18 protein-coding genes are annotated in these 20534 nt (G+C 64.5%); 7 read left to right on the plus strand and 11 right to left on the minus strand.

Annotated features, from left to right (window positions below):
- Positions 1 to 89: 89 nt before the first annotated feature.
- The 3 genes from ACK4FJ_RS16510 to ACK4FJ_RS16520 all read left to right on the plus strand — a co-directional run bounded on the left by ACK4FJ_RS16510 (position 90) and on the right by ACK4FJ_RS16520 (position 3774).
- Positions 90 to 1289: a serine hydrolase gene (locus ACK4FJ_RS16510; protein WP_409767825.1), complete on the plus strand. Its 1200-nt coding sequence runs from the start codon at positions 90 to 92 to the stop codon at positions 1287 to 1289.
- A 140-nt stretch (positions 1290 to 1429) separates the two neighbouring features.
- Positions 1430 to 2482: an adenylate/guanylate cyclase domain-containing protein gene (locus ACK4FJ_RS16515; RefSeq protein ID WP_409767826.1), complete on the plus strand. Its 1053-nt coding sequence runs from the start codon at positions 1430 to 1432 to the stop codon at positions 2480 to 2482.
- A 47-nt stretch (positions 2483 to 2529) separates the two neighbouring features.
- Complete coding sequence (locus ACK4FJ_RS16520; RefSeq protein WP_409767827.1) at positions 2530 to 3774, plus strand: MFS transporter; 1245 nt, start codon at positions 2530 to 2532, stop codon at positions 3772 to 3774.
- Here ACK4FJ_RS16520 and ACK4FJ_RS16525 read toward each other — a convergent pair.
- Together ACK4FJ_RS16525 and galU are read right to left on the minus strand one after the other, a co-directional pair.
- Positions 3741 to 5057 carry a UDP-glucose dehydrogenase family protein gene (locus tag ACK4FJ_RS16525; RefSeq protein ID WP_409767828.1) on the minus strand — a complete coding sequence of 439 codons (1317 nt, stop codon included), beginning with the start codon at positions 5055 to 5057 and terminating at the stop codon, positions 3741 to 3743. The two genes, ACK4FJ_RS16520 and ACK4FJ_RS16525, sit on opposite strands and share 34 nt — an antisense overlap.
- Before the next feature lie 27 nt (positions 5058 to 5084).
- Positions 5085 to 5963: a UTP--glucose-1-phosphate uridylyltransferase GalU gene (galU, locus tag ACK4FJ_RS16530; RefSeq protein ID WP_409767829.1), complete on the minus strand. Its 879-nt coding sequence runs from the start codon at positions 5961 to 5963 to the stop codon at positions 5085 to 5087.
- A 311-nt stretch (positions 5964 to 6274) separates the two neighbouring features.
- Here galU and ACK4FJ_RS16535 point away from each other — a divergent pair, with 311 nt between their 5' ends.
- The 3 genes from ACK4FJ_RS16535 to ACK4FJ_RS16545 are packed head-to-tail and all read left to right on the plus strand — an operon-like array spanning position 6275 to position 8902.
- The gene (locus ACK4FJ_RS16535; RefSeq protein ID WP_409767830.1) at positions 6275 to 7075 is read left to right on the plus strand and encodes an enoyl-CoA hydratase; all 801 of its coding nucleotides are present in this window, start codon (positions 6275 to 6277) and stop codon (positions 7073 to 7075) included.
- 1 nt (position 7076) lies between these two features.
- Positions 7077 to 7580: a CoA-binding protein gene (locus tag ACK4FJ_RS16540; protein WP_409767831.1), complete on the plus strand. Its 504-nt coding sequence runs from the start codon at positions 7077 to 7079 to the stop codon at positions 7578 to 7580.
- Between the two features lie 2 nt (positions 7581 to 7582).
- Complete coding sequence (locus ACK4FJ_RS16545; RefSeq protein WP_409767832.1) at positions 7583 to 8902, plus strand: O-acetylhomoserine aminocarboxypropyltransferase; 1320 nt, start codon at positions 7583 to 7585, stop codon at positions 8900 to 8902.
- A 3-nt stretch (positions 8903 to 8905) separates the two neighbouring features.
- Here the strand turns inward: ACK4FJ_RS16545 and ACK4FJ_RS16550 are convergent, their stop codons facing one another.
- On the minus strand, positions 8906 to 9772 hold the full coding sequence (locus tag ACK4FJ_RS16550; protein WP_409767833.1) for a helix-turn-helix domain-containing protein: 867 nt from the start codon (positions 9770 to 9772) through the stop codon (positions 8906 to 8908).
- 123 nt (positions 9773 to 9895) lie between these two features.
- Between ACK4FJ_RS16550 and pobA the strand changes: the two genes are divergently transcribed.
- Positions 9896 to 11065, plus strand: coding sequence for a 4-hydroxybenzoate 3-monooxygenase (gene pobA, locus ACK4FJ_RS16555; RefSeq protein ID WP_409767834.1), 1170 nt, complete (start codon positions 9896 to 9898; stop codon positions 11063 to 11065).
- Between the two features lie 3 nt (positions 11066 to 11068).
- Here the strand turns inward: pobA and ACK4FJ_RS16560 are convergent, their stop codons facing one another.
- The 8 genes from ACK4FJ_RS16560 to recO form a co-directional block, all read right to left on the minus strand.
- A complete protein-coding gene (locus tag ACK4FJ_RS16560) occupies positions 11069 to 12277 on the minus strand; it encodes an MFS transporter (RefSeq protein WP_409767835.1) in 1209 nt (402 codons plus the stop codon).
- A 73-nt stretch (positions 12278 to 12350) separates the two neighbouring features.
- On the minus strand, positions 12351 to 12677 hold the full coding sequence (gene cutA, locus ACK4FJ_RS16565; RefSeq protein ID WP_409767836.1) for a divalent-cation tolerance protein CutA: 327 nt from the start codon (positions 12675 to 12677) through the stop codon (positions 12351 to 12353).
- Positions 12674 to 13720, minus strand: coding sequence for a COX15/CtaA family protein (locus ACK4FJ_RS16570; protein WP_409767837.1), 1047 nt, complete (start codon positions 13718 to 13720; stop codon positions 12674 to 12676). Before ACK4FJ_RS16570 ends, cutA begins: the two co-directional genes overlap by 4 nt.
- An 81-nt stretch (positions 13721 to 13801) precedes the next feature.
- Positions 13802 to 15424 (minus strand): AMP-binding protein, encoded by a 1623-nt coding sequence (locus tag ACK4FJ_RS16575; protein WP_409767838.1) that lies wholly within the window; start codon positions 15422 to 15424, stop codon positions 13802 to 13804.
- A 30-nt stretch (positions 15425 to 15454) separates the two neighbouring features.
- A complete protein-coding gene (locus ACK4FJ_RS16580; protein WP_409767839.1) occupies positions 15455 to 16255 on the minus strand; it encodes an undecaprenyl-diphosphate phosphatase in 801 nt (266 codons plus the stop codon).
- 349 nt (positions 16256 to 16604) lie between these two features.
- The gene (locus ACK4FJ_RS16585) at positions 16605 to 17285 is read right to left on the minus strand and encodes a GIY-YIG nuclease family protein (RefSeq protein ID WP_409767840.1); all 681 of its coding nucleotides are present in this window, start codon (positions 17283 to 17285) and stop codon (positions 16605 to 16607) included.
- A gap of 183 nt (positions 17286 to 17468) precedes the next feature.
- Positions 17469 to 19706 (minus strand): DNA topoisomerase IV subunit A, encoded by a 2238-nt coding sequence (gene parC, locus ACK4FJ_RS16590; RefSeq protein ID WP_409767841.1) that lies wholly within the window; start codon positions 19704 to 19706, stop codon positions 17469 to 17471.
- Between the two features lie 51 nt (positions 19707 to 19757).
- A complete protein-coding gene (gene recO, locus ACK4FJ_RS16595; RefSeq protein ID WP_409767842.1) occupies positions 19758 to 20516 on the minus strand; it encodes a DNA repair protein RecO in 759 nt (252 codons plus the stop codon).
- Between the last annotated feature and the right edge of the window lie 18 nt (positions 20517 to 20534).

Genomic DNA, 20534 nt, shown 5'->3' on the forward strand with positions numbered 1-20534 from the left:
TACACCCGATTCGCGGCCGGGGCAGCATCCAGGCCAGGACACACATCCGAAACAGCCTGCCGGCCAGGCGCGGACCATGTGGGGGAATAATGTACGGTTTTAGTCGGTTCCCGGGACGGACTCTGTTCGCCTTTGTAACAATCTGTTTCATCCTCGTTGCCGCCGCTCTCATTCCCGCCCCTGCACACGCCGGCGGCTATTCTGCCATCGTGCTTGATGCCGATACCGGCCGCGTCCTGCACGCCCATGAAGCCGATACCCTGCGCTACCCGGCTTCGCTGACCAAGATGATGACCCTCTACATGGCCTTCGATGCCCTGAAGGACGGTCGCCTGAAACTGGACCAGCGCATCACCGTCAGCGCCCATGCCGCCGGCCAGGCGCCGTCGGCCATCGGCCTGCGCCCCGGCCAGACCCTCACCGTGCGCGACGCCATCCTGGCCGCCGTAACCAAGTCGGCCAACGACGCCACCGTGGCGCTGGGCGAGGCGATCGGCGGCACCGAGTCCCAGTTCGCGGCCATGATGACCCGCAGGGCGCGGGAGATCGGCATGTCCAGCACCACCTTCCGCAATGCCTCCGGCCTGCCCAACAAAGGCCAGAAATCCACTGCCCGCGACATGGCGACCCTGGCGCGCGCCCTGCTGAAGAACCACAGCAGCCATTACGCCTATTTCTCCACGCCGGAATTCGAGTGGAACGACAGGGTTTTCAACAACCACAACCACCTGCTGAAGCGCTATGAGGGCGTGGACGGCATCAAGACCGGCTATATCCGCGCCTCGGGCTTCAACCTGGTCGCCTCGGCCAAGCGCGACGGCCGGCGCGTGATCGGCGTGGTGTTCGGCGGCACCAGCGTGACCGCCCGCGACAACCGCATGATCGAACTGCTCGACACCGCCTTCGAAAAGATCGACGACACCAACGCCCCGGTGATGGCCGAGAAGTCCGACCGTCACTTCGCCCTGATCTCCAGCGCCGAGGCCACGACGGCCAAGCCACCGAAGCAGAAGCAAGTCAAACCCGCCGCCGAGGCCAAGGCCGGCAATAACGGTGAATGGGCCGTTCAGCTCGGTGCCTTCAAACAGGCCGCCTCGGCCGAAAAACTGCTGGATCGCGTGCGCGGCAAACTGCCCGCCGCCGAGCCGCTGGTCGATGCCGTCGATGCCGGCAAGGTGACGCTGTATCGCGCCCGCCTGACCGGCCTGAGCCAGGCCGATGCCCAGTCGGCCTGCCAGCGCTTCAAGCGCGAGAAACTGAGCTGCTCGGTCGTCTCTCCCGACGCCTGAGTTGGCCCGGCCTGCCCAATATGCCGCCGCGGTGACGACCATCACCGCGGCGGTTTCATTTTGGGGCCAACCGGCAGGCTTCGCTTTCCAGCCGAAGCGCGCCTTCCTATGATGGCGCTCCCACCCGCTGCCCCCGCCGCATGACCTCACCCAACCTTCAGCGCCGCTATCGCAAAGCCCTGGGCTATTCGCTGGGAATCTCAGCCGTGGCCGGCGCGATCTACGGTGCCGTCATCACCTATATCCTGGCCCATGGCGAGCCTCATGAGCTGCTGGAGGATATCGTCCGTGGCACGCTGCGCGGCATCTTCACCGGCCTGATGATCGGCGGCCTGATCGGCTGGTTCGAGATATTCCAGGTCAATACCGGCCGCGCCCGGCTGCGCAGCCTGCCCTTCCTTTCCCTCGTCCTGATCAAGGGCGCATATTACGCCGTGGTGATCGTGGGCAGCATCTGGCTGGGCGGGCAGCTCTTCCGCATCGAGGGCGATCCCGGCACGGGCTTCAACCGCACCACGATCATCACCGTGACCTTCGCGCTGATCTTCAGCATGATCTTTTCCTTCATGATGGAAGTGTCGCTGCTGCTGGGGCCCGGTGTCCTGAGCAACATGCTGCGCGGCCGCTATCACCATCCCCGCCGGGAAAACCGGCTGTTCGTGTTCTTCGACATGCGCGGCTCGACCGCCATCGCCGAACGGATCGGCGATCTGGCCTTCCACCGCCTGCTCAACCGCTTCTTCTCGGATCTGACCGAGCCGGTGCTGAGCTGGCGCGGCGTGGTTCACAAATATGTCGGCGACGAGATGATCGTGACCTGGCCGCTGGACGACGGCCGCGATGCATCCGGCGCATTCGCCGCCGTGGCCGAAGCCCATGCCCGGCTCGACAGCCTGCGCGACGACTACCTGCGCGATTTCGGCGTGGCGCCCCAGTTCCGCGCTGTGCTGCATGCCGGCGAGGTGGTGACCGGCGAAATGGGCGAAGTGAAACGCGAGATCGTGCTGCTGGGCGATACCATCAACACCACCGCCCGCATCGAGCAGCTGGCCAAGAGCCTGCCCGAACACGCAACCATCGCCTCGGCCGAGGCCATTGCCGCCGCTCCGCCGTCCGGGGTGGCCGCCGCCCCGCTGGGCCAGTTCTCGCTCCCAGGCAAAAGCGCTGCTATAACCCTGTACGCCGTCTCGTAACGATACAAAAAGAGTTCGAGGAAATGTCCGCCCCCATGACTTCCAGCATGGCGTTCATCGCCGGCCGTGTGCTGCTGCCGTTTGCCTGCGGCTATTTCATGTCCTACCTGTTCCGCAGCGTGAATGCCGTGATCGCGCCGAACCTGCAGCGCGACTTAGGGATCGGCGCAGGCGACCTCGGCACGCTGACGGCCGCCTATTTCATCGCCTTCGCCGCCTTCCAGCTGCCCCTTGGCATCCTGCTCGACCGCTTCGGCCCACGCCGCGTGCAGGCCGTGCTGCTACTCTCGGCCGCGCTGGGCGCCGTCGTCTTCGCTGTCGGCTCGGGCCTGAGCCACCTGATCATCGGCCGCGCCCTGATCGGCCTGGGCGTCGCCGGCGGGCTGATGGCGGCGATGAAGGCCATTGCGCTGTGGCTGCCCAAGGAACGCTGGGCGCTGGCCAACGGCGTGTTCATGACGGCTGGCGGCCTTGGCGCGCTGGCCGCCACCCTGCCGGTGGAACTGGCGCTGGAGCACGCGCACTGGACCATGCTGTTCTGGGGCCTGGCCGGGCTGACCGTGCTGGCCTCGCTGACCATCTTCTTCGTCGTGCCGGAACGGCCGCGTGCCGCCGCGACGCAGACCGTCGGCCTGGGCACGCAGCTGCGCGAATGCGGCCAATTCCTGGCCGACCGCCGCTTCTGGCGCATCGCACCGGTCTCGATGATGGGCATGGCCAGCGGCATGGCGATCCAGGGCCTGTGGGCCGGACCTTATCTGCGCGATGTGGGCGGGCTGGACCGCGCCGCTGCCGCCCAGGTGCTGTTCCTGCTGGCTGCCGCGCTCACCGCCGGCTTCACGCTGACCGGCATCGCCGCCGACGGCCTGCAGCGGCGTGGCATTCCCCTCAGCCGTACCATGGTCTGGGGCGTGGTGCTGTATGCGTTGGTGCTGGCGGCGATGGCGAGCGGCTGGGTGCCGACCAACCCGCTGCTGTGGATTGCCTTCGGCATCATCAGCAACACCACCGTGCTGGCCTATCCGATCCTCAGCGGCCAGTTCTCTCTGGAGCAGGCCGGCCGTGTGAACACATTGCTCAATGGCGTGGTGTTCGGCTTCACCTTCTTCGCCCAGGCCGGCATGGGCTGGCTGATCGACCTGTGGCCACGCGGTACCGATGGCAGCTACCCGGTCGAGGCCTATCGCTGGACCTTCGGGCTGGCGCTGATTCTGCTGCTGCTGACGCTCGGCTGGTTCCTGCGCGGCGAGCGTGCGGCTCAGGCCCTGACTGCGGGACGGCCGACCGAATAATAGCTGAAGCCGGCCTGACGCATGTCAGCCGGCTTGTAGATGTTGCGCAGATCGACCAGCACAGGCTGCTTCAGCAGGGTCTTAAGGCGATCCATATCGAGCGCGCGGAACTGGTTCCATTCGGTGATGATCACCAGCACGTCGGCGCCCCTGGCGGCGTCGTAGGAATCCTCGCACCAGACGATATCCCGCAGCAGCTTCTTAGCCTCGCCCATGCCTTCGGGGTCGAAGGCGCGGATCGTGGCGCCGGCCGCCTGCAGGGCCGGCAGGATTTCCAGGCTGGGGCTGTCGCGCATATCGTCGGTCTCGGGCTTGAAGGTGAGCCCCAACACGGCGACGGTCTTGCCTTTCACGGCGCCGTCGCAGGCCTCGACCACCTTTTCGGCCATGCGGCGTTTGCGACGGTCGTTGATCTCGACCACCGCCTCGACGATGCGCAGCGGCGCCTCGAATTTGCGCCCGGTCGCCACCAGTGCCTGCGTATCCTTGGGAAAACAGGAGCCGCCATACCCTGGCCCGGCATGCAGGAACTTGCCGCCGATGCGGCCATCCAGGCCGATGCCGCGCGCCACATCCTGCACGTTCACGTTCACCTTCTCGCACAGGTCGGCGATCTCGTTGATGAAGGTGATCTTGGTGGCGAGGAAGGCATTGGCTGCATATTTGATCAGCTCGGCCGTTTCCAGCGCGGTGAACAGGATGGGCGTTTCGTTGAGGTATAGCGGCCGATAGAGCTGGCGCAGCAACTCACGCGCCCGGTCGCTCTCGGCGCCGCAGACCACGCGGTCGGGGCGCATGAAATCCTCGATCGCCGCGCCCTCGCGCAGGAATTCCGGATTGGACGCCACCTCGAATTCACCGTTTGGCCGGGTTTCGCGGATGATGCGCTCAACCTGCCGCCCGGTGCCGACCGGCACCGTCGACTTGGTGACCACCAGGGTATAACCATCGATGGCTTCGGCGATCTCTTTCGCGGCGGCGTAAACGTAGGACAGGTCGGCCTCGCCATCGCCGCGACGCGACGGCGTGCCGACGGCGATGAAAACGGCATCGGCCTCTTTGACCGCGTTTTTGACATCCTGGGTAAACGAGAGCCTGCCGGCCTTGACGTTGCGCGTCACCAGATCGTCCAGACCGGGTTCGAAAATCGGAATCTCGCCGCGCTGCAGGCTGCCGATACGCTCGGGATTCTTGTCGACGCAGACGACCGTATGGCCGAACTCGGAGAAGCAGGTCCCCGACACCAGGCCGACATAGCCGGTGCCGATCATGGCTACGCGCATCGTCTAATCCCCCACGCTACCGAAAACTCAGAGCGTCTTGCTGATCTCGCGAATGATCTCCGCCGCGTCATTGCGCATGTCCTGCCGGTGCAGGGCGAAGGCGATATTGGCATGCAGGAACCCGATCTTGTCGCCGCAATCGTAACGCGTGCCAGAAAAGCGCAGGCCGTGGAACGGGACTTCGCCGATCATGCGGGCCAGCGCATCGGTGAGTTGAATCTCGCCGCCGGCGCCGCGTTCCACCTGGTCGAGATGGTCGAACACGCTGGGCTGCAGGATATAACGGCCGATCACGGCAGTGCGCGAGGGTGCCTTGTCGGGCGACGGCTTCTCGACCAGTCCCTTCACTTCCACCAACCTGTCGGCGTCCTTGCCGGGCTGAACGATGCCATAACGCTTGGTGTGATCCTGCGGCACATCCATGGCGGCGATCATGTTGCCGCCAACCTTGTTATAGGCCTCGACCATCTCGGCCAGGCAGCCGCGCGGCGACAGGATCAGGTCGTCGGCCAGCAGGACGGCGAAAGGCTCGTTGCCGACCAGCGACTTGGCGCAGCGCACGGCATGGCCCAGGCCCTGCGGTTCCATTTGGCGGGTGTAGGAAACCGCGCCCGCCTTGGGCATCCAGCTGTTGATCGCTTCCAGCAGGTCCGTCTTGTCGCGCTCGCGCAGTACGTCTTCCAGCTCGTAAGAACGGTCGAAATGATCCTCGATCGCATGCTTGCCGCGACCGGTGACGAAAATGAATTCCTCGATACCCGCCGCCTGGGCCTCCTCGACCGCATACTGGATCAGCGGCTTGTCGACCACCGGCAGCATCTCTTTGGGCATCGCCTTGGTGGCCGGCAGGAAGCGGGTGCCGAGGCCGCCGACGGGAAACACGGCAGTACGGATCGGGCGGATCATGGATGGCGCGACTTTCTTGGTTGTTGTTGCGGGCAGATGATTCGGCCAGGTGCCCCGGTACTCGTCTCCTCGGGCTCGTCTCAGGGACGATTCCCTCCGGGGCACTGCCGGGTTTTACGCCGGCCTCCGGGCCGGTGCAATGGGGGTGGCGGAATTGCTCATGGGTCACATATCTCCTTGTAATGGGGCAGAAATACGGCCTTCCCCGGTCGATTCCGGGGCGCCCCGGCCTGCTTCCCCTGTCCGCCCGGTCGCCGTATCATGCCCGGCCGGAAAAAAGCACCCCCGAGAAGCATCTGAGGAAACAATCGATGTCCGCCGCGCCAGACCTGACCACCCAGCCCGTTTTGCGCGACCAGCCTGAGGCCGGGATCATTTGCCTGACCCTGAACCGGCCCAAGGCCTATAACAGCCTTTCGGTCGACCTGATGGCAGCATTGCAGGCCGAACTGGACGCCATCAAGGCCGACCGCGGTGTCAAAGTGGTGATCATCGCCGCCAACGGCCCGGGCTTCTGCGCCGGCCATGACCTGAAGGAAGTCCGCGCCAATCCGGGCCGGCAGCATTACGAAGCCCTCTTCCGGCAATGCTCGACGCTGATGCAATCCATCGTGGCCCTGCCTCAGCCGGTGATCGCCCAGGTGCATGGCATCGCCACCGCCGCCGGGTGCCAGCTGGTGGCGAGCTGCGATCTGGCCGTGGCAGCCGAAACGGCACGCTTCGCCACCCCGGGCGTGAATATCGGCCTGTTCTGCTCCACGCCCATGGTGGCATTGTCGCGTAACGTCTCACGCAAACATGCCATGGAGATGCTGCTGACCGGCGACATGCTCCCGGCCAGCCGCGCGGCCGAGATCGGCCTGGTCAACCGCGTGGTGCCCGAGGCCGACCTGGCCGGTGCCGCGCTTGGCCTGGCCCGCCAGATCGCGGCGAAATCGCCGCTGACGGTGAAGATCGGCAAGGAAGCCTTCTATCGCCAGCTCGATATGCCCCTGGCCCAGGCCTATGATCATGCCAGCCGGGTGATGACGGAAAACATGCTGGCCCGCGATGCCGAGGAAGGCATCGACGCCTTCATCCAGAAACGCGAACCGAAATGGGAAGGTCGCTGACGTGAGCGCGACATTGGACAGGATCGACCACGACAATTACGACGACGATTACATCCGCGGCATCCTGCGCCGGGTGAACGTGATCGCCATGGTGGGCGCCAGCCCGAACTGGAACCGCCCCTCCTACTTCGCCATGAAATACCTGCAGCAGAAGGGCTACCGCGTTATCCCGGTGAACCCCAAGGAAGCCGGCGGCGAAATCCTGGGCGAGAAGGTCTATGCCAGCCTGTCGGAGATTCCGGTGAAGGTGGACATGGTGGATTGTTTTCGCGCCTCGGCCGCCATCCCGCCGATCGCCGACGAAGCCATAAAGATCGGCGCGAAGGTGTTGTGGCTGCAGCTTGGTGTGCGCCACGATGAGGCCGCCGCCAAAGCCGAGGCCGCAGGGATTCAGGTGGTGATGAACCGCTGCCCCAAGATCGAGTTCGGGCGCCTGAGCCGCGAGATCGGCTGGATGGGCGTGAACACCCGCGTCATCAATTCGAAAAGACAGAGCAGGATCTGACCGTGGCTGCTGACAACAAACCCGCTGCGCGTGCGGCGGAAAACTCCTCGTCGTTCGGTTTCGATACCCTGCAGGTGCATGCCGGCACCGCGCCAGATCCGGCCACCGGCGCGCGGACCACGCCGATCTACCAGACCACGGCCTTCGTGTTCGAGGACGCCGACCAGGCCGCCTCGCTGTTTAACCTGCAGACCTTCGGCAACATCTATACCCGCCTGACCAACCCGACCACGGCGGTGTTCGAGCAGAAGATCGCGGCGCTGGAGAATGCCCGCGCCGCCACGGCGGTGGCCTCGGGCCATGCCGCGCAGTTGGTTGCCTTCCACATGCTGATGAATCCGGGCGACCATATCGTCGCCTCGCGCAAGCTTTATGGCGGCTCGATCACCCAGCTGGGCGTCAGTTTCAAGCGCTTCGACTGGCAGACCACCTTCGTCGACCCCGACGACATCAATGGCTTTGCCGCCGCCATCACGCCGAAGACCAAGGCCATCTTCGTCGAAAGCCTGGCCAATCCGGGCGGCGTGATCTCGGATATCGAGGCGCTGGCAGATGTGGCGCACAAGGCCGGTATTCCGCTGATCGTCGACAACACCATGGCCACGCCCTATCTGTGCCGGCCCGTCGAGTGGGGCGCCGATATCGTGCTGCATTCGGCCACCAAGTTCCTGGGTGGCCATGGCAACTCGATGGGCGGCGTGATCGTCGATTCCGGCCTGTTCGACTGGGGCCAGAACGACAAGTTCCCCCATCTGTCGCAGCCCTCGCCAGCCTATCACGGCCTCACCTTCTGGGAGACCTTCGGCGACATGGCCTATGCCGTGGCCTGCCGCGCCATCAGCCTGCGCGACCTGGGCCCCGCCATTTCGCCCTTCAACGCCTTCATGATCCTGACCGGCATGGAGACGCTGAGCCTGCGCATGCGCAAGCATTGCGACAATGCCCAGGCCGTGGCCGAGTTCCTGTCGAAACATCCAAAGGTCGACTGGGTGTCGTATGCCGGCCTTAAATCCGACCGCTACCACGCGCTGGCGCAGAAATACCTGCCGCGCGGCGCCGGCTCGGTCTTCACCTTCGGGCTGAAGGGCGGTTACGAGAGCGGCATGAAATTCGTCGAAAGCCTGCAGGTGTTTTCACACCTGGCCAATATCGGCGACACGCGCAGCCTGGTGATCCACCCGGCCTCCACCACGCATCGCCAGCTTTCGTCCGAACAACGCACGGCCGCCGGTGCCGGTGACAACGTGATCCGGCTATCCATCGGCATCGAGGATGCGGCCGACCTGATCAAGGATCTCGAGAAGGCGCTGGCCGCCGCCTGATCCTCAGGCCGGGTTGCGCTTGCGGAACTGGGTCGGCGTCAGGCCCGTATGTTTGGTGAAGAAGCGCGTGAAATAGGCCGGATCGTCGAAGCCCAGCGAATAGGCGATCTCCTTCACCGACAGCATTGCGAAGGTGAGGTCGCGGGTGGCTTCCAGTACGATGCGCTGGCTAATCGCGCCCAGAGCCGAAGTCTTCAGTGCGGCCCGGCAGACGCGGTTGAGATGCACTTCCGAAATGCCCAGCCGGTCGGCATAGAAGGCCACGCTGCGCTCCGTGCGGAACATCTGGTCAAGCAGGATGCGGAACTGCATGGCATACCGCGCCGTGCGGTTCGGTGCCGCCTCGGCCTGTTCCGCCGTTTCGGCCGCCAGCCGGCCCAGCGTGATCAGCAGGATGCCGATATGCGCCTCGATCAGACCGAGCCGGCCCGGCGCGCTGCCGGGAAATTCCCGCACTACCGCCGCCACGCTGTGCTCGATCACAGGCGCCGTATCGCCCAGGGCTATCGCCTGCGGTTCGGCCAACAGAGCCTGCAGGCCCGAGCCCGGCGCCAGGATGCGGTTCACCTGCTCGCCCAGCAGGGTGATCACATGCCCCTCGGTATCGGGCGAGAAGCGGAAGCCATGCACAATGCCGGGCGTGACCGTGACGGCCATGCCGGACGCCAGCGGCACGGAACGGCTGCCCAGCCGGGCTTCCCCCTGCCCCCGGGTCATGTTCAGAATTTGAAAGAAATGCTGGTGGCGGTGCAGCCCGATTTCCCAGTCGAACAGGGCCGAGCGGGCCGGAATCGATTCGCAATGCAGCCAGTTCGCATATGCGGTATGATCGGCCTCGCCATAGAGGGCATAGGTGGGGACAGCGGACACGGGGCTCCTGGGCCTTTGGGCTTTCCGATGTTTGGATTGTCCAATTTTTTGTTGCCCCTGTCCATCGTCGCCCGGCTGCCCCGGCGCTAGCTTCTGCTCCACAGGGTTCAGGAGGAAACAACCATGCGCACCCAGGTCGTCATCATTGGCGCCGGCCCCTCGGGGCTGCTGCTCGGCCAGCTGCTCAGCAAGAATGGCATCGACAATGTGATCCTGGAGCGGCAGACCGGCGAGTATGTGCTGGGCCGCATCCGCGCCGGCGTGATTGAAAAAGGCGCCGCCGACCTGCTGGACGAAGCCGGCTGCGGCGCGCGCATGCACAAGGAAGGCCTGATCCACGACGGCATCGAGATTTCCTTCGGCGGCGCGCGCCATCGCATCAACTTCAAGGCGCTGATCGGCAAGAGCGTCATCGTTTATGGCCAGACCGAGATCACCCGCGACCTGATGGACGGCCGCGCCGCCATCGGCTCGCAGACCATCTACGAGGCCGAGGATGTCAGCCTGCACGGCATCGACACCGACAGGCCGAAAGTGCGCTACACCAAGGGTGGCCAGGCCCACGAGATCGAATGCGATTTCATCGCCGGCTGCGACGGTTTCCATGGCGTCAGCCGCAAGAGCATCCCCGCCGACGTGCTGAAGACTTTCGAGCGCGTCTATCCTTTCGGCTGGCTCGGCATCCTGGTCGACAAACCGCCGGTGTCGGATGAACTGATCTATGCCAACCACGAGCGTGGTTTCGCGCTCTGCTCCATGCGTTCGCCCACACGCAGCCGCCTCTATATCCAGTGCCGGCTGGACGACAAGGTGGAGGACTGGTCGGACGAAGCCTTCTACGAGGAGCTCAAGCGCCGGCTGGACGACGAAGCGATCAAGCGCCTGCAACCCGGTCCTTCGATCGAGAAGAGCATCGCGCCGCTGCGCAGCTTCGTGGCCGAGCCCATGCGGCATGGCCGGCTGTTCCTGGCCGGCGACGCCGCCCATATCGTGCCGCCGACCGGCGCCAAAGGCCTTAATCTCGCTGCCAGCGACGTGTATTACCTGTGGCAGGCGCTGGTGGAATTCTACAAGAAGACATCAGCCACCGGCATCGACGCCTATTCCGCCCGCGCGCTTAGCCGGGTGTGGAAGGCCGAGCGCTTCTCGTGGTGGATGACCTCGCAGCTGCATCGTTTCCCCGAGAGCAGCGGCTTCGACCAGAAGATTCAGCGCAGCGAACTGGAATACCTGGTCTCGTCGCAGGCGGCGATGACCGCCCTGGCCGAAAATTACGTCGGCCTGCCCTACTAGGCTTTATTCGGCCGGTGCAGCGACCGGTTCCGGTTCTGCATCCTTGGACTCGCGCGGCAGCAGCAGGGCGAAGATGCCCGCACCGGCCGCGCAGGCGGCCAGCAGGATGAACAGCACGTCCAGCGTGCCGGTGAACCGGTAGATCACCGGGATCACCGCCACGCCCAGCGACGACACACCCAGCGTGAGCACGAACTTGCCGCCGAAGGCGCGGCCGCGCCATTGCGGCGGCGTGTATTTCGCCAGCAGGGAATTCTCGGCCGGCTGGCCGGCCACGTTCAGGCTGACCATCAAGGCCGCCACCGGCGCCAGCGCCGGATGGATCAGCATCATCGCGATCAGGATCACCGGGATCTGCAGCCACTGCACGGCGATATAGACGCCGCGCAGGGAATAGCGGTCGGCCAGTTCACCGCCGACCAGCTGCGACAAAGCCGAGCAGGTATAGACGATGGTGACCATGCCGCCGATGCCCAGCATGCTGTCGTTGAAAAAATCGGACAGTCGCGTGTCGAACACCTTGGGCAAGGCAAAGGCCGTGGCTTGATAGATGAGCCCGGTGCAGAGCATGGTGGCCGACATCACCCAGAAGACGCGCCATATGTCGCTCTTACCCGGCGCAGGTTGGGGCACTGCATCCTCGCCGCGATCCAGCAGCAGGTTGGCCTGCCGCGCCCAGACGAACCCGAAGCCGGTGATCAGGCACAGGATGCCTGGGATGATGAAGGCGGCGCGCCAGCCCCACAGTTCGGCCAACAGGCCGGCCACGAGGGCCGCGCCCGCCGTACCAACCGAACCGAACACGCCGTTGATGCCCAGCGCGCGACCGCGGTTGACCGCATTGCGGACCAGCCAGGGAATGCCGACCGGATGGTAGATCGCAGCGAACAGGCCGATGCCGGCCAGGCCGAGACCAATGCCGAGAGGCGAATTGGCGAAGCCGGTGGCGATGGAACAGCCACCGACGCCGAGGAAAAACAGCGCCATCATGCCTGAGGCGCTCCATTTGTCACCCATCCAGCCAGCCGGCAGGGCGGCGGCGCCGAACAGCACGCTCATCGGGATGGAGAGCGCGAACAGCTCGGCGTAAGACAGGCCCCATTCGCGCTCCAGCACCAGCACCACGGTGGCATAGAGCAGCGTGAAGAGATGCGAATAGGTATGGGCCAGACTGGAAAAAACCAGCGTCAGGAAGCCGGCATGGCGGGTCATTACGAGTCTCCGGGGTTGCCGCCAGCCTAGTCCTGCCGGCGCGTCAGGCAACCCCAAAATTGTATCGAAACACTCAATCCCGCCGGGTCTCGCCCAGCAGCCAGGCCACGTAATCCTCGTTGCCGCCCTCGCCCACGCTGATCGCCAGAACGCAAGGCACACTGTAACTGTGGGCGGCCCTGATGGCGGCCGTGGCGGCCTCGACCAGGTCGGGGCGGGTCTTGAGGATCAGCACCGCCTCTTCGCCCCGCTCCAGCTTGCCCTGCCACCAGTAGAGCGAGCGCATGCCGGGAATGATATTGGCGCAGGCGGCCAGCCGCTGACCCACCACCGCCTCGGCCACCTTCTCGGCTTCGGCCAGACTGGCCGCCGTGCAATAGAGCAGGACGATATCGCTCATTGCTGCGCGGCCAGCGCGCGGTCATGCCACAGCGCCACGACGACGCCGAGCACCAGCACCGCGCCGGCCTGGTGCAGCGTGCCCAACGCGACCGGCACATGCATCAGCAACGTGGCGATGCCGAGCCCGATTTGCAGCAGCACGGCCGAGAGCAGCGCATGGCGCAGGCCGGTGGGCACGCGGCCTTTCAGCGCGAAGACCACGATGACGGCCAGGATGGCGACGGCATAGGCGCCCATGCGGTGCTGGAACTGCACGGTCATGGCATTTTCAAAAAAGTTATGCCACCAGGGCTGGATGACCAGCAGGCCGTCCGGGATGAAGGCGCCGTCCATCAGCGGCCAGGTATTATGCGACAGGCCGGCATTCATGCCGGCAACCAGACCGCCGGAGAGAATCTGCAGGAAGACCAGCGCCCCGAGCCAGCCGGCTATGCCGCTGCCGCGCAGGCCGACCATACGGCCTTCACGCACCAGTGAGAGCGCGCCCCAGAGCAGATAGCCGAAGATCAGCAGGGCCAGCCCCAGATGGGCTGTGAGCCGGTAGTGGCTGACATCGGGATGGTCGACCAGGCCGCTTTTCACCATGAACCAGCCGAGCGCACCCTGGCTGCCGCCCAGGACGAACATCAGCAGCAGATGCGGCTTCATGCCCGGCGGAATGCGGTCGCGCAGCCAGAACCAGACCAGCGGCAGGGCAAAGGCCAGGCCGATCACACGGCCCAGCACACGATGGATGTATTCCAGCCAGTAGATTTCCTGGAAGCCCGCCAGGGTCATGCCGATATTGACCTTCTGGTATTCGGGGAACTGCTTGTATTTCTCGAACTCGGCCTGCCAGGCGGCTTCCGAAAGCGGCGGCAGCCAGCCGGTGATCGGTTTCCATTCCACCATGGAGAGGCCGGACTCGGTCAGCCGCGTCAGCCCGCCGATCACCACCATCAGCGCCACCAGCCCCGCGACCGCGAAGAGCCAGCGCGCCACGGCTTCGGCGTCGCGCCGCCGCGTTTCGGTCACTGCCTGCACTGCCGTTATACTGGTCATCGCCATATCCTGCACATCACGCTCCGGGGCAGAAAAAAGACCGCACCCTGCCCCGGGTCAAGCCCGATGGCTGCGACATTTTCACCGCTTTTTCCGCGCCCGGAAATCGTAAATTCCGGGCCGCTGGCGCGGGTCTTCGCCGGGTTTGAAAATCTGGGTCTTCTGCACCTTCTGGGTGCCGGTGGTGGGCAGGCTGTCGACGAACAGGATCCAGCCCGGCGCCTTGAAATAGGCCAGCCGCTCGAAGCTCCAGGCGAACAAAGCCTTGGCCAGTTCGGGTGACGGCTGCACGCCCGGCATCGGCAGGATACAGGCCATCACCTCTTCCTCGCGGAGTTCATCGGGCGCAGCCAGCACCGCCACCTGCGCCACGGCATCATGGGCCTGCAGGCAGGCCTCGATCTCGGCGGCGGCGATATTCTCGCCCGAGCGACGGATGATGTTCTTCTTGCGGTCGACGAAATAGATCATGCCGCCTTCGGACTGCCGCACCACGTCGCCGGTATGGAACCAGCCGCCAGCCCAGGATTCCTCGGTGGCCTTCTCGTTCTTCAGGTAACCCGAGAAGAACCCCCGGCGCGGATCGGCCGCCGAATGGCGCACCAGCAATTCGCCTTCCTGTCCGCGCGGCACCTCGCGGCCGTCTTCGCCCGCAACCATCGCCTCGAAGCCCGGCAGCGGTCGGCCGAAGGCGCGCGTGTCGATCTGGCGCGGCTCGTGGCAGTCGGCGAAGATGCGGCCGGTCTCGGTCATGCCCCAGACCTCGACCAGCGGAAAACCATAGCGGTCCTCAAAAGGTTTGTGGAGTTGCGGTTCGACGCCGGCGCCAAGACCAAAGCGCACGTGGTGGCGCTTTTCATCTTCCGTCACCGGCTGATTGAGGAGCAGCGGCGGTACCACGCCCAGATAGTGGATGATAGTGGCACGCGTTTCCGCCACCTCCTGCCACCAGCGGTTCGGGCTGAAGCGTTCGGTGAGGATTAGGCAATTGGCGGTCAGCATGGCGCAAGTAGCCGTCACGGCGCCGTGATTCATGTGAAAGAGCGGCAATGGATTATAGAAGCGATCCTCGCCATATTTCACCGTCAACAGGCCGCCGATATCGCGATACCAGGCACCAGCGTTCAATGCATAGAAATTGGTGAGCACGCAGCCCTTGGGCCGCCCCGTGGTGCCCGAGGTGTAAAGCAGATTGCACTCGGTATCATGGTTCGGCGAACCACTGCGCGGCTTTGTGAGAGGTGACGGAAACGTGGCTGGCAGATTGCCGGCATCCAGCACCGGCAGCGGCTTTTCACTGCGGTCGGCCGCCACTTTCTGCATATCGGCCACGCGATGCGGCGCGGCCACCACCAGATCGGCCTCGGAATGCTGCATCTGGTAGAGCATCTCGTCATGCCGGTAATCCGGATTGACCGGCACGATGCCGCAGCCACACGCGTTCAGCGCCAGATAATGGAAGAAGAAATCCGGCCGCATCTCCAGCAGCAGGCCGACACGATGGCCGATGCCATAGCCAGCGGCGGCATAGCGGCTGCGCAGGTCATCGACAATCCGCGCCACCGCGCCGTAGCTCAGCTCCTGCCCATCCGGCGCATAATCGCGCCCCGGACGCGACGGCACGCAGAGGAAGCTGTTTTCCGGATGCTTCTGCGCCGTGGCGGCGAAAGATTGATAAACCGATGGCGGCAGCGCCTCTGGCATGGACGGTTTCCTCCGGGTCTTTTTTCATTGTCAACGCAGGCCCAGCACGGCCAGCATCACCAGGCCGATGGCAATGCGGTAGATGGCGAATGGCACGAAGCCATAGCGGTTGATGAAGGCGATCACGCCACGCACCACCAGGGCCGCGCAGATGAACGACACGACAAGGCCGACCGCGATCAGGCCCAGGCCATCCAGCGTGAGGCCCGACCAGTTCTTGTAGAGATCGTAACTGGTGGCCGCGACCATGGTGGGCACGGCCAGAAAGAAGGAATATTCGGCAGCCGCCGCGCGTTGCACGCCCAGCAGGCGTGCACCCATGATAGTGGCTCCTGAGCGCGATACGCCCGGGATCATGGCCAGGCATTGCAGCAGGCCGATCCTGAAACTGAGGCCGAAGGTGAAATCGTCCACGCCGCGCACCTCACCCCGGCCAACGAAACGCTCGATCAGCAGGATGGCAATGCCACCGACAACCAGCGCCACGGAGACGACCCAGGGATTGAACAGCACGCCTTTGATGAAGCCATGGGCGAAGAACCCGATCACCAGGGCCGGCACCACACCGAGCAGGACGTTGACGGTGAAGCGGTTGGCGGTCTGGTCCCGCCCCAGCCCGATCAGGGTGTCGAAGAGCCGCTGCCAGTAGACGACGCAGACAGCGAGGATGGCGCCAAGCTGGATGGCGATCTCGAACACCTTGCCGGGTGGCCCCTCGAAACCGAGCAGATCGATCAGCAGGATCAGGTGGCCGGTGGAGGAAACCGGAATGAATTCAGTCAGCCCCTCGACGATCCCGAGGAAAGCGGCCTGCAGGTAATCGGTCAGCATCGGGACAGGCCCTGCCGAACCAGTGTTGAAAGCGATGTGATGAAAGGCACCGGATGACCCTGCTTCGCAGATAGAACAAAAATGATACGCACCCCGACTCAGCAAGGGCAATGCCTATCAAACCCCGCCAGCGGCGCTACGGGAAGACCCGGCAGCCAAAGAAACGGGGCCGATGAAACAAGTGCCCGCTCCGGGCGTTTTGTTTCAGTAAAACGCTTCAGGACAAGGAGACGACGATGCGGGCCATTCTGCTTTGGCTGCTGGGAATACCCATCCCGATCATCATTCTGCTGTTTCTGTTCGGCGTGTTCTGATCACGCCTCTGTCGGTCGATCACGCAGCGACCGGCTCAAGCCGGCGGCAAGCGCTTGTCCCGCAATTCGACCAGTCCCAGCCGCCCCATGCGCGAGGCAACGGCATCGCGTGAGCGACCGAACCGCCGGGCGATATCGGCGGCCCGCAGGCCACGCAGGAGCAATGCGCGCAAAACCTTCTCCTCGTGGTCGGTCCAGGGTTTTCCGGTATTGGGCGGCTGGCCGAGTTGGTGCACGCGATGACGCCGCCGCTCCTCGCTGTCGGCCGTGTGCCCGAATTCATCGGGCGCTTCCACACGCAGGATGGTCGCTGTCAGTTTCGGCGCACCAAAACCTTCGCTGCGCGCAGAATCCCACAGCCGGCGGCGCTCACCGCTGTCGCTCGGCACGTTGAGCAGCGGGGCGCCGCGTTGGCGGAAAATCTCGATCCAGAAGGCCTCGGCCGAGCGCAGGCGGGACTCTGCAATATCGGCCTCCAGCACGACCACCAGCGGCACCAGGCCGTTGCGCCGGATCACCTTGATCTTTTCGCCCGACACCGAATGGCCGCCGGCGAAATGCATGCGCTTGCGGGCTTCAAGGTCGCGGGTCAGGCCAATATAGAAAATGCTGTGGTCGCGCGGATCGACCAGCGCGTAAACCAGGCCGCCGGCTTCTGCCGGCTGATATTCCCCCCGGATGGCGTTATGGCCGCCATCCCCGTCTGCACCGACCATGCGCTACTTTTGAGACCAGCCTACCCTGACATACGCTCTTAAAGGGGTGCGTTAATTAGTTCAAGACTCGTTTTAGTTGATGTTTTTGGCCGAAATTCTTGTCTGTTGCTCCGGCTGCCGGCCTAAAAACGACTAAGGGGGAAGGCTCACGCCTTCCCCTTCTTTTTTTGCTGGGCGCCGGTCTCAGCTGAAACGGTTATTCTTGTTGAAGCCGCGCGGCACGATGCGGCCGGCCTGGGCGCGGTCGCCACGATATTCCTTCAGGTCGGTTTCGGTTTTGGTGCGGCCCGAAGAGTCCGTCCAGGTCAGGCCCTGCTTGAGCGTGAAGGTCTTGGCGTCCGACAGGCCGCCATCCTTGTATTTCTGCAGGGTGATGCCGCGGCCCTTGGTCATCTCAGGCAGTTCGTTGAGCGGGAACAGCAGCAGCTTGCGGTTCTCGCCCACCACGGCCACGGTGTCGCCCTCGACGATGCTGCACACGCAGGCCTCGGCCGGAGACTGCACGTTCAGGATCTGCTTGCCCGTGCGGGTGGCGGCCAGCATCTCGCCCTCTGGGCAGACGAAGCCGCGTCCGTCGCTGCTGGCCACCAGGAATTTGCGTTCGCCCTGGTATTTGAACAGGGTGACGATGTCCTGGTCATTGCCCAGATCGACGGTAAGGCGCACCGGTTCGCCATGACCGCGGCCGCGCGGCAGCTTGTCGCAATTGATGGTATAGGCGCGGCCATTGGTGCCGAACAGCACCAGCTTGTCGGTGGTTTCGGCATGCAGCCAGAAGCGGCCCTTGTCGCCTTCCTTATAGGCAGCGCTGCCATCGTCGGCCACATGGCCCTTGATGGCGCGGATCCAGCCCTTGGCCGAGCAGATCACGGTGATCGGCTCGCGCTCGACCAGCACCTCGAAAGCCTCTTCCGAGATCACCGGCGCGTCGCCGATGGCAGTGCGGCGCTTGCCCAGAGCGGTCTTGGGACCGAACTGCTTCTTGAGTTCCTGGATCTCGCCTGCGATGGCCTGCCAGCGCAGGGATTCGTCGGCCAGCAGTTTCTTAAGCTCGGCCAGTTCCTTCGACAGCGTCTTGTGCTCGTTGCGCAGCTCCATCTCTTCCAGCTTGCGCAGACTGCGCAGGCGCATGTTCAGGATGGCCTCGGCCTGCACGTCGGTGAGCTTGAAGCGCTTCATCATCACCGGCTTGGGCTCGTCCTCGCGCCGGATGATCTCGATCAGTTCGTCGAGATTGAGATAGGCGATCAGGTAGCCGTCGAGCACTTCCAGACGGTGCTCTATCTTGCCCTGGCGGTAGCGGCTCTTGCGCTCCAGCACCTCGTGGCGATGATTGAGGTAGGCCTGCAACGCCTCGCGCAGGTTCATCACCCGCGGCAGCTTGCCGCCATCCAGCACATTGAGATTGAGCGGGAAACGCGTCTCCAGGTCGGTGCTGCGGAACAGGCTTTCCATCAACACGTCGGGGTCGACATTCTTGCTCTTCGGGATCAGGACAAGGCGGATGTCCTCGGCCGACTCATCGCGCACATCATCCAGCAGCGGCGCCTTGCGCTCGGTGATCAGCTCGGCGATGCGCTCGATCAGTTTGGATTTCTGCACCTGGTAGGGAATCTCGGTGACGACGATCTGCCAGGTGCCGCGGGGCAGCTCTTCCTTCTGCCACCGGGCACGATGGCGGAAACTGCCACGGCCGGTTTTATATGCCTCGATGCGCGAGGACAGCGGCTCCACGAGAAGCCCGCCGGTGGGAAAATCCGGGCCTTGCACGAATTCCACCAGCTTTTCGATGCCGGCATTGGGATGCTTGATCAGATGCAGCAGCGCATCGCACAGCTCGGGCAGGTTATGCGGCGGGATCGAGGTGGCCATGCCCACGGCAATACCGCTGGCGCCATTGGCCAGCAGGTTGGGCAGGCCGGCGGGCAGCACCACCGGCTCGTCATTCTCGCCATCGTAATTGGGGCGGAAATCGACCGTCTCGTCATCGAGATTGGCCAGCAGGATATTGGCAACCTCGGTCAGCCGCGCCTCGGTGTATCGCATGGCGGCGGCATTATCGCCGTCGATGTTGCCGAAATTGCCCTGGCCGTCGACCAGCGGATAACGCTGGGCGAAATCCTGCGCCAGGCGCACCAGCGCGTCGTAGACCGACTGGTCGCCATGCGGATGATACTTACCGATCACGTCGCCGACGACGCGGGCGCATTTCTTGTAGCCGGCATTGGGATCGAGTTTGAGCAGCCGCATGGCGAACAGCACACGGCGCTGCACCGGCTTCAGGCCGTCGCGCGCATCGGGCAGCGAACGCGAGGTGATGGTGCTGAGCGCATAGGCCAGATAACGCTCGGACAGCGCATCGGGCAGCGGCACGTTGCGAATCGATTCGGGGATGTCTTTGGGCGGCAGATGCTTGCTCATGGCGCGTGTTTTACACCAGACGGGTCAAAGCTTCCATTCTCGGGCGTCGATTCAGGCGCGCAGAAGGATGTCCAAAAGCCGGGCGCGCGCCAGCGGCAGCGGCGCATGCAGCTGCGCGAACAGGCGGTTTTCCAGAAAATGGCCGGTGAGCGCGAAACCGTCCAGCACCGCCTGCCGCGAATCGCGCTCCCCCCCTGCCCCCTCTGCTATTCCGCCGCGGCCCGGCACCAGAAAGGCCGGCAGGACCAGCAGGCGCTCGGCATAGGGTGCGGCGGCCTCGGCCGAGACGGCGCGGCCGGTGCGCGGCGAGACATGGGTCAGGTTATCAGGCGCGCCGGTGGCGGCGCAGCTATCCAGGTCGAGGCCGTAACCCATCTCGGCCAGCAGGCCGGTTTCCCAGCGCACATAGAGCGCGCCCCAGGATTCGGGTTCGGGCAGATCGGCCATCAGCGAGAACAGCGCCCTGGTGGCGGCGAACAGATTCGGGTGCGGCTCGCGCTCGGGCAGGGCCGCATCGACCATGGCGCAGGCGCAGCTTAAGGCTGCCAGCCGGGCCGGATCGTCCAGCATCAGGGCGGCCGGATGCTGCAGGGCTTCCAGGGTGTAATAACCGAGCTGCTCCGACAGCCGCGCGCGCCACTCCGCCCGCACGACCTGGCCGGGCTGGATCGCGCCGCCCGATTTACTCTGGCCCGAGCCACGCAGCAGGCCGGCATGACGGCCGTGGGATTCGGTCAGCAGCGAGAGAATGCGGGCATTCTCGCCGTGATGCCGCACGCTGAGGACAACGCCTTCATCCTGCCAGTCCATGCTGATGGCTTATGGTGA

The organism is Ferrovibrio sp. (genome assembly GCF_046297595.1).
Lineage (GTDB): Bacteria > Pseudomonadota > Alphaproteobacteria > Ferrovibrionales > Ferrovibrionaceae > Ferrovibrio.

Coding starts and splice junctions, on each gene's coding strand:
- ACK4FJ_RS16510 (WP_409767825.1), top strand. CDS start 90: ATGTACGGTTTTAGTCGGTTCCCGGGACGGACTCTGTTCGCCTTTGTA.
- ACK4FJ_RS16515 (WP_409767826.1), top strand. CDS start 1,430: ATGACCTCACCCAACCTTCAGCGCCGCTATCGCAAAGCCCTGGGCTAT.
- ACK4FJ_RS16520 (WP_409767827.1), top strand. CDS start 2,530: ATGGCGTTCATCGCCGGCCGTGTGCTGCTGCCGTTTGCCTGCGGCTAT.
- ACK4FJ_RS16525 (WP_409767828.1), bottom strand. CDS start 5,057: ATGCGCGTAGCCATGATCGGCACCGGCTATGTCGGCCTGGTGTCGGGG.
- galU (WP_409767829.1), bottom strand. CDS start 5,963: ATGATCCGCCCGATCCGTACTGCCGTGTTTCCCGTCGGCGGCCTCGGC.
- ACK4FJ_RS16535 (WP_409767830.1), top strand. CDS start 6,275: ATGTCCGCCGCGCCAGACCTGACCACCCAGCCCGTTTTGCGCGACCAG.
- pobA (WP_409767834.1), top strand. CDS start 9,896: ATGCGCACCCAGGTCGTCATCATTGGCGCCGGCCCCTCGGGGCTGCTG.
- ACK4FJ_RS16560 (WP_409767835.1), bottom strand. CDS start 12,277: ATGACCCGCCATGCCGGCTTCCTGACGCTGGTTTTTTCCAGTCTGGCC.
- cutA (WP_409767836.1), bottom strand. CDS start 12,677: ATGAGCGATATCGTCCTGCTCTATTGCACGGCGGCCAGTCTGGCCGAA.
- ACK4FJ_RS16570 (WP_409767837.1), bottom strand. CDS start 13,720: ATGACCAGTATAACGGCAGTGCAGGCAGTGACCGAAACGCGGCGGCGC.
- ACK4FJ_RS16575 (WP_409767838.1), bottom strand. CDS start 15,424: ATGCCAGAGGCGCTGCCGCCATCGGTTTATCAATCTTTCGCCGCCACG.
- ACK4FJ_RS16580 (WP_409767839.1), bottom strand. CDS start 16,255: ATGCTGACCGATTACCTGCAGGCCGCTTTCCTCGGGATCGTCGAGGGG.
- ACK4FJ_RS16585 (WP_409767840.1), bottom strand. CDS start 17,285: ATGGTCGGTGCAGACGGGGATGGCGGCCATAACGCCATCCGGGGGGAA.
- parC (WP_409767841.1), bottom strand. CDS start 19,706: ATGAGCAAGCATCTGCCGCCCAAAGACATCCCCGAATCGATTCGCAAC.
- recO (WP_409767842.1), bottom strand. CDS start 20,516: ATGGACTGGCAGGATGAAGGCGTTGTCCTCAGCGTGCGGCATCACGGC.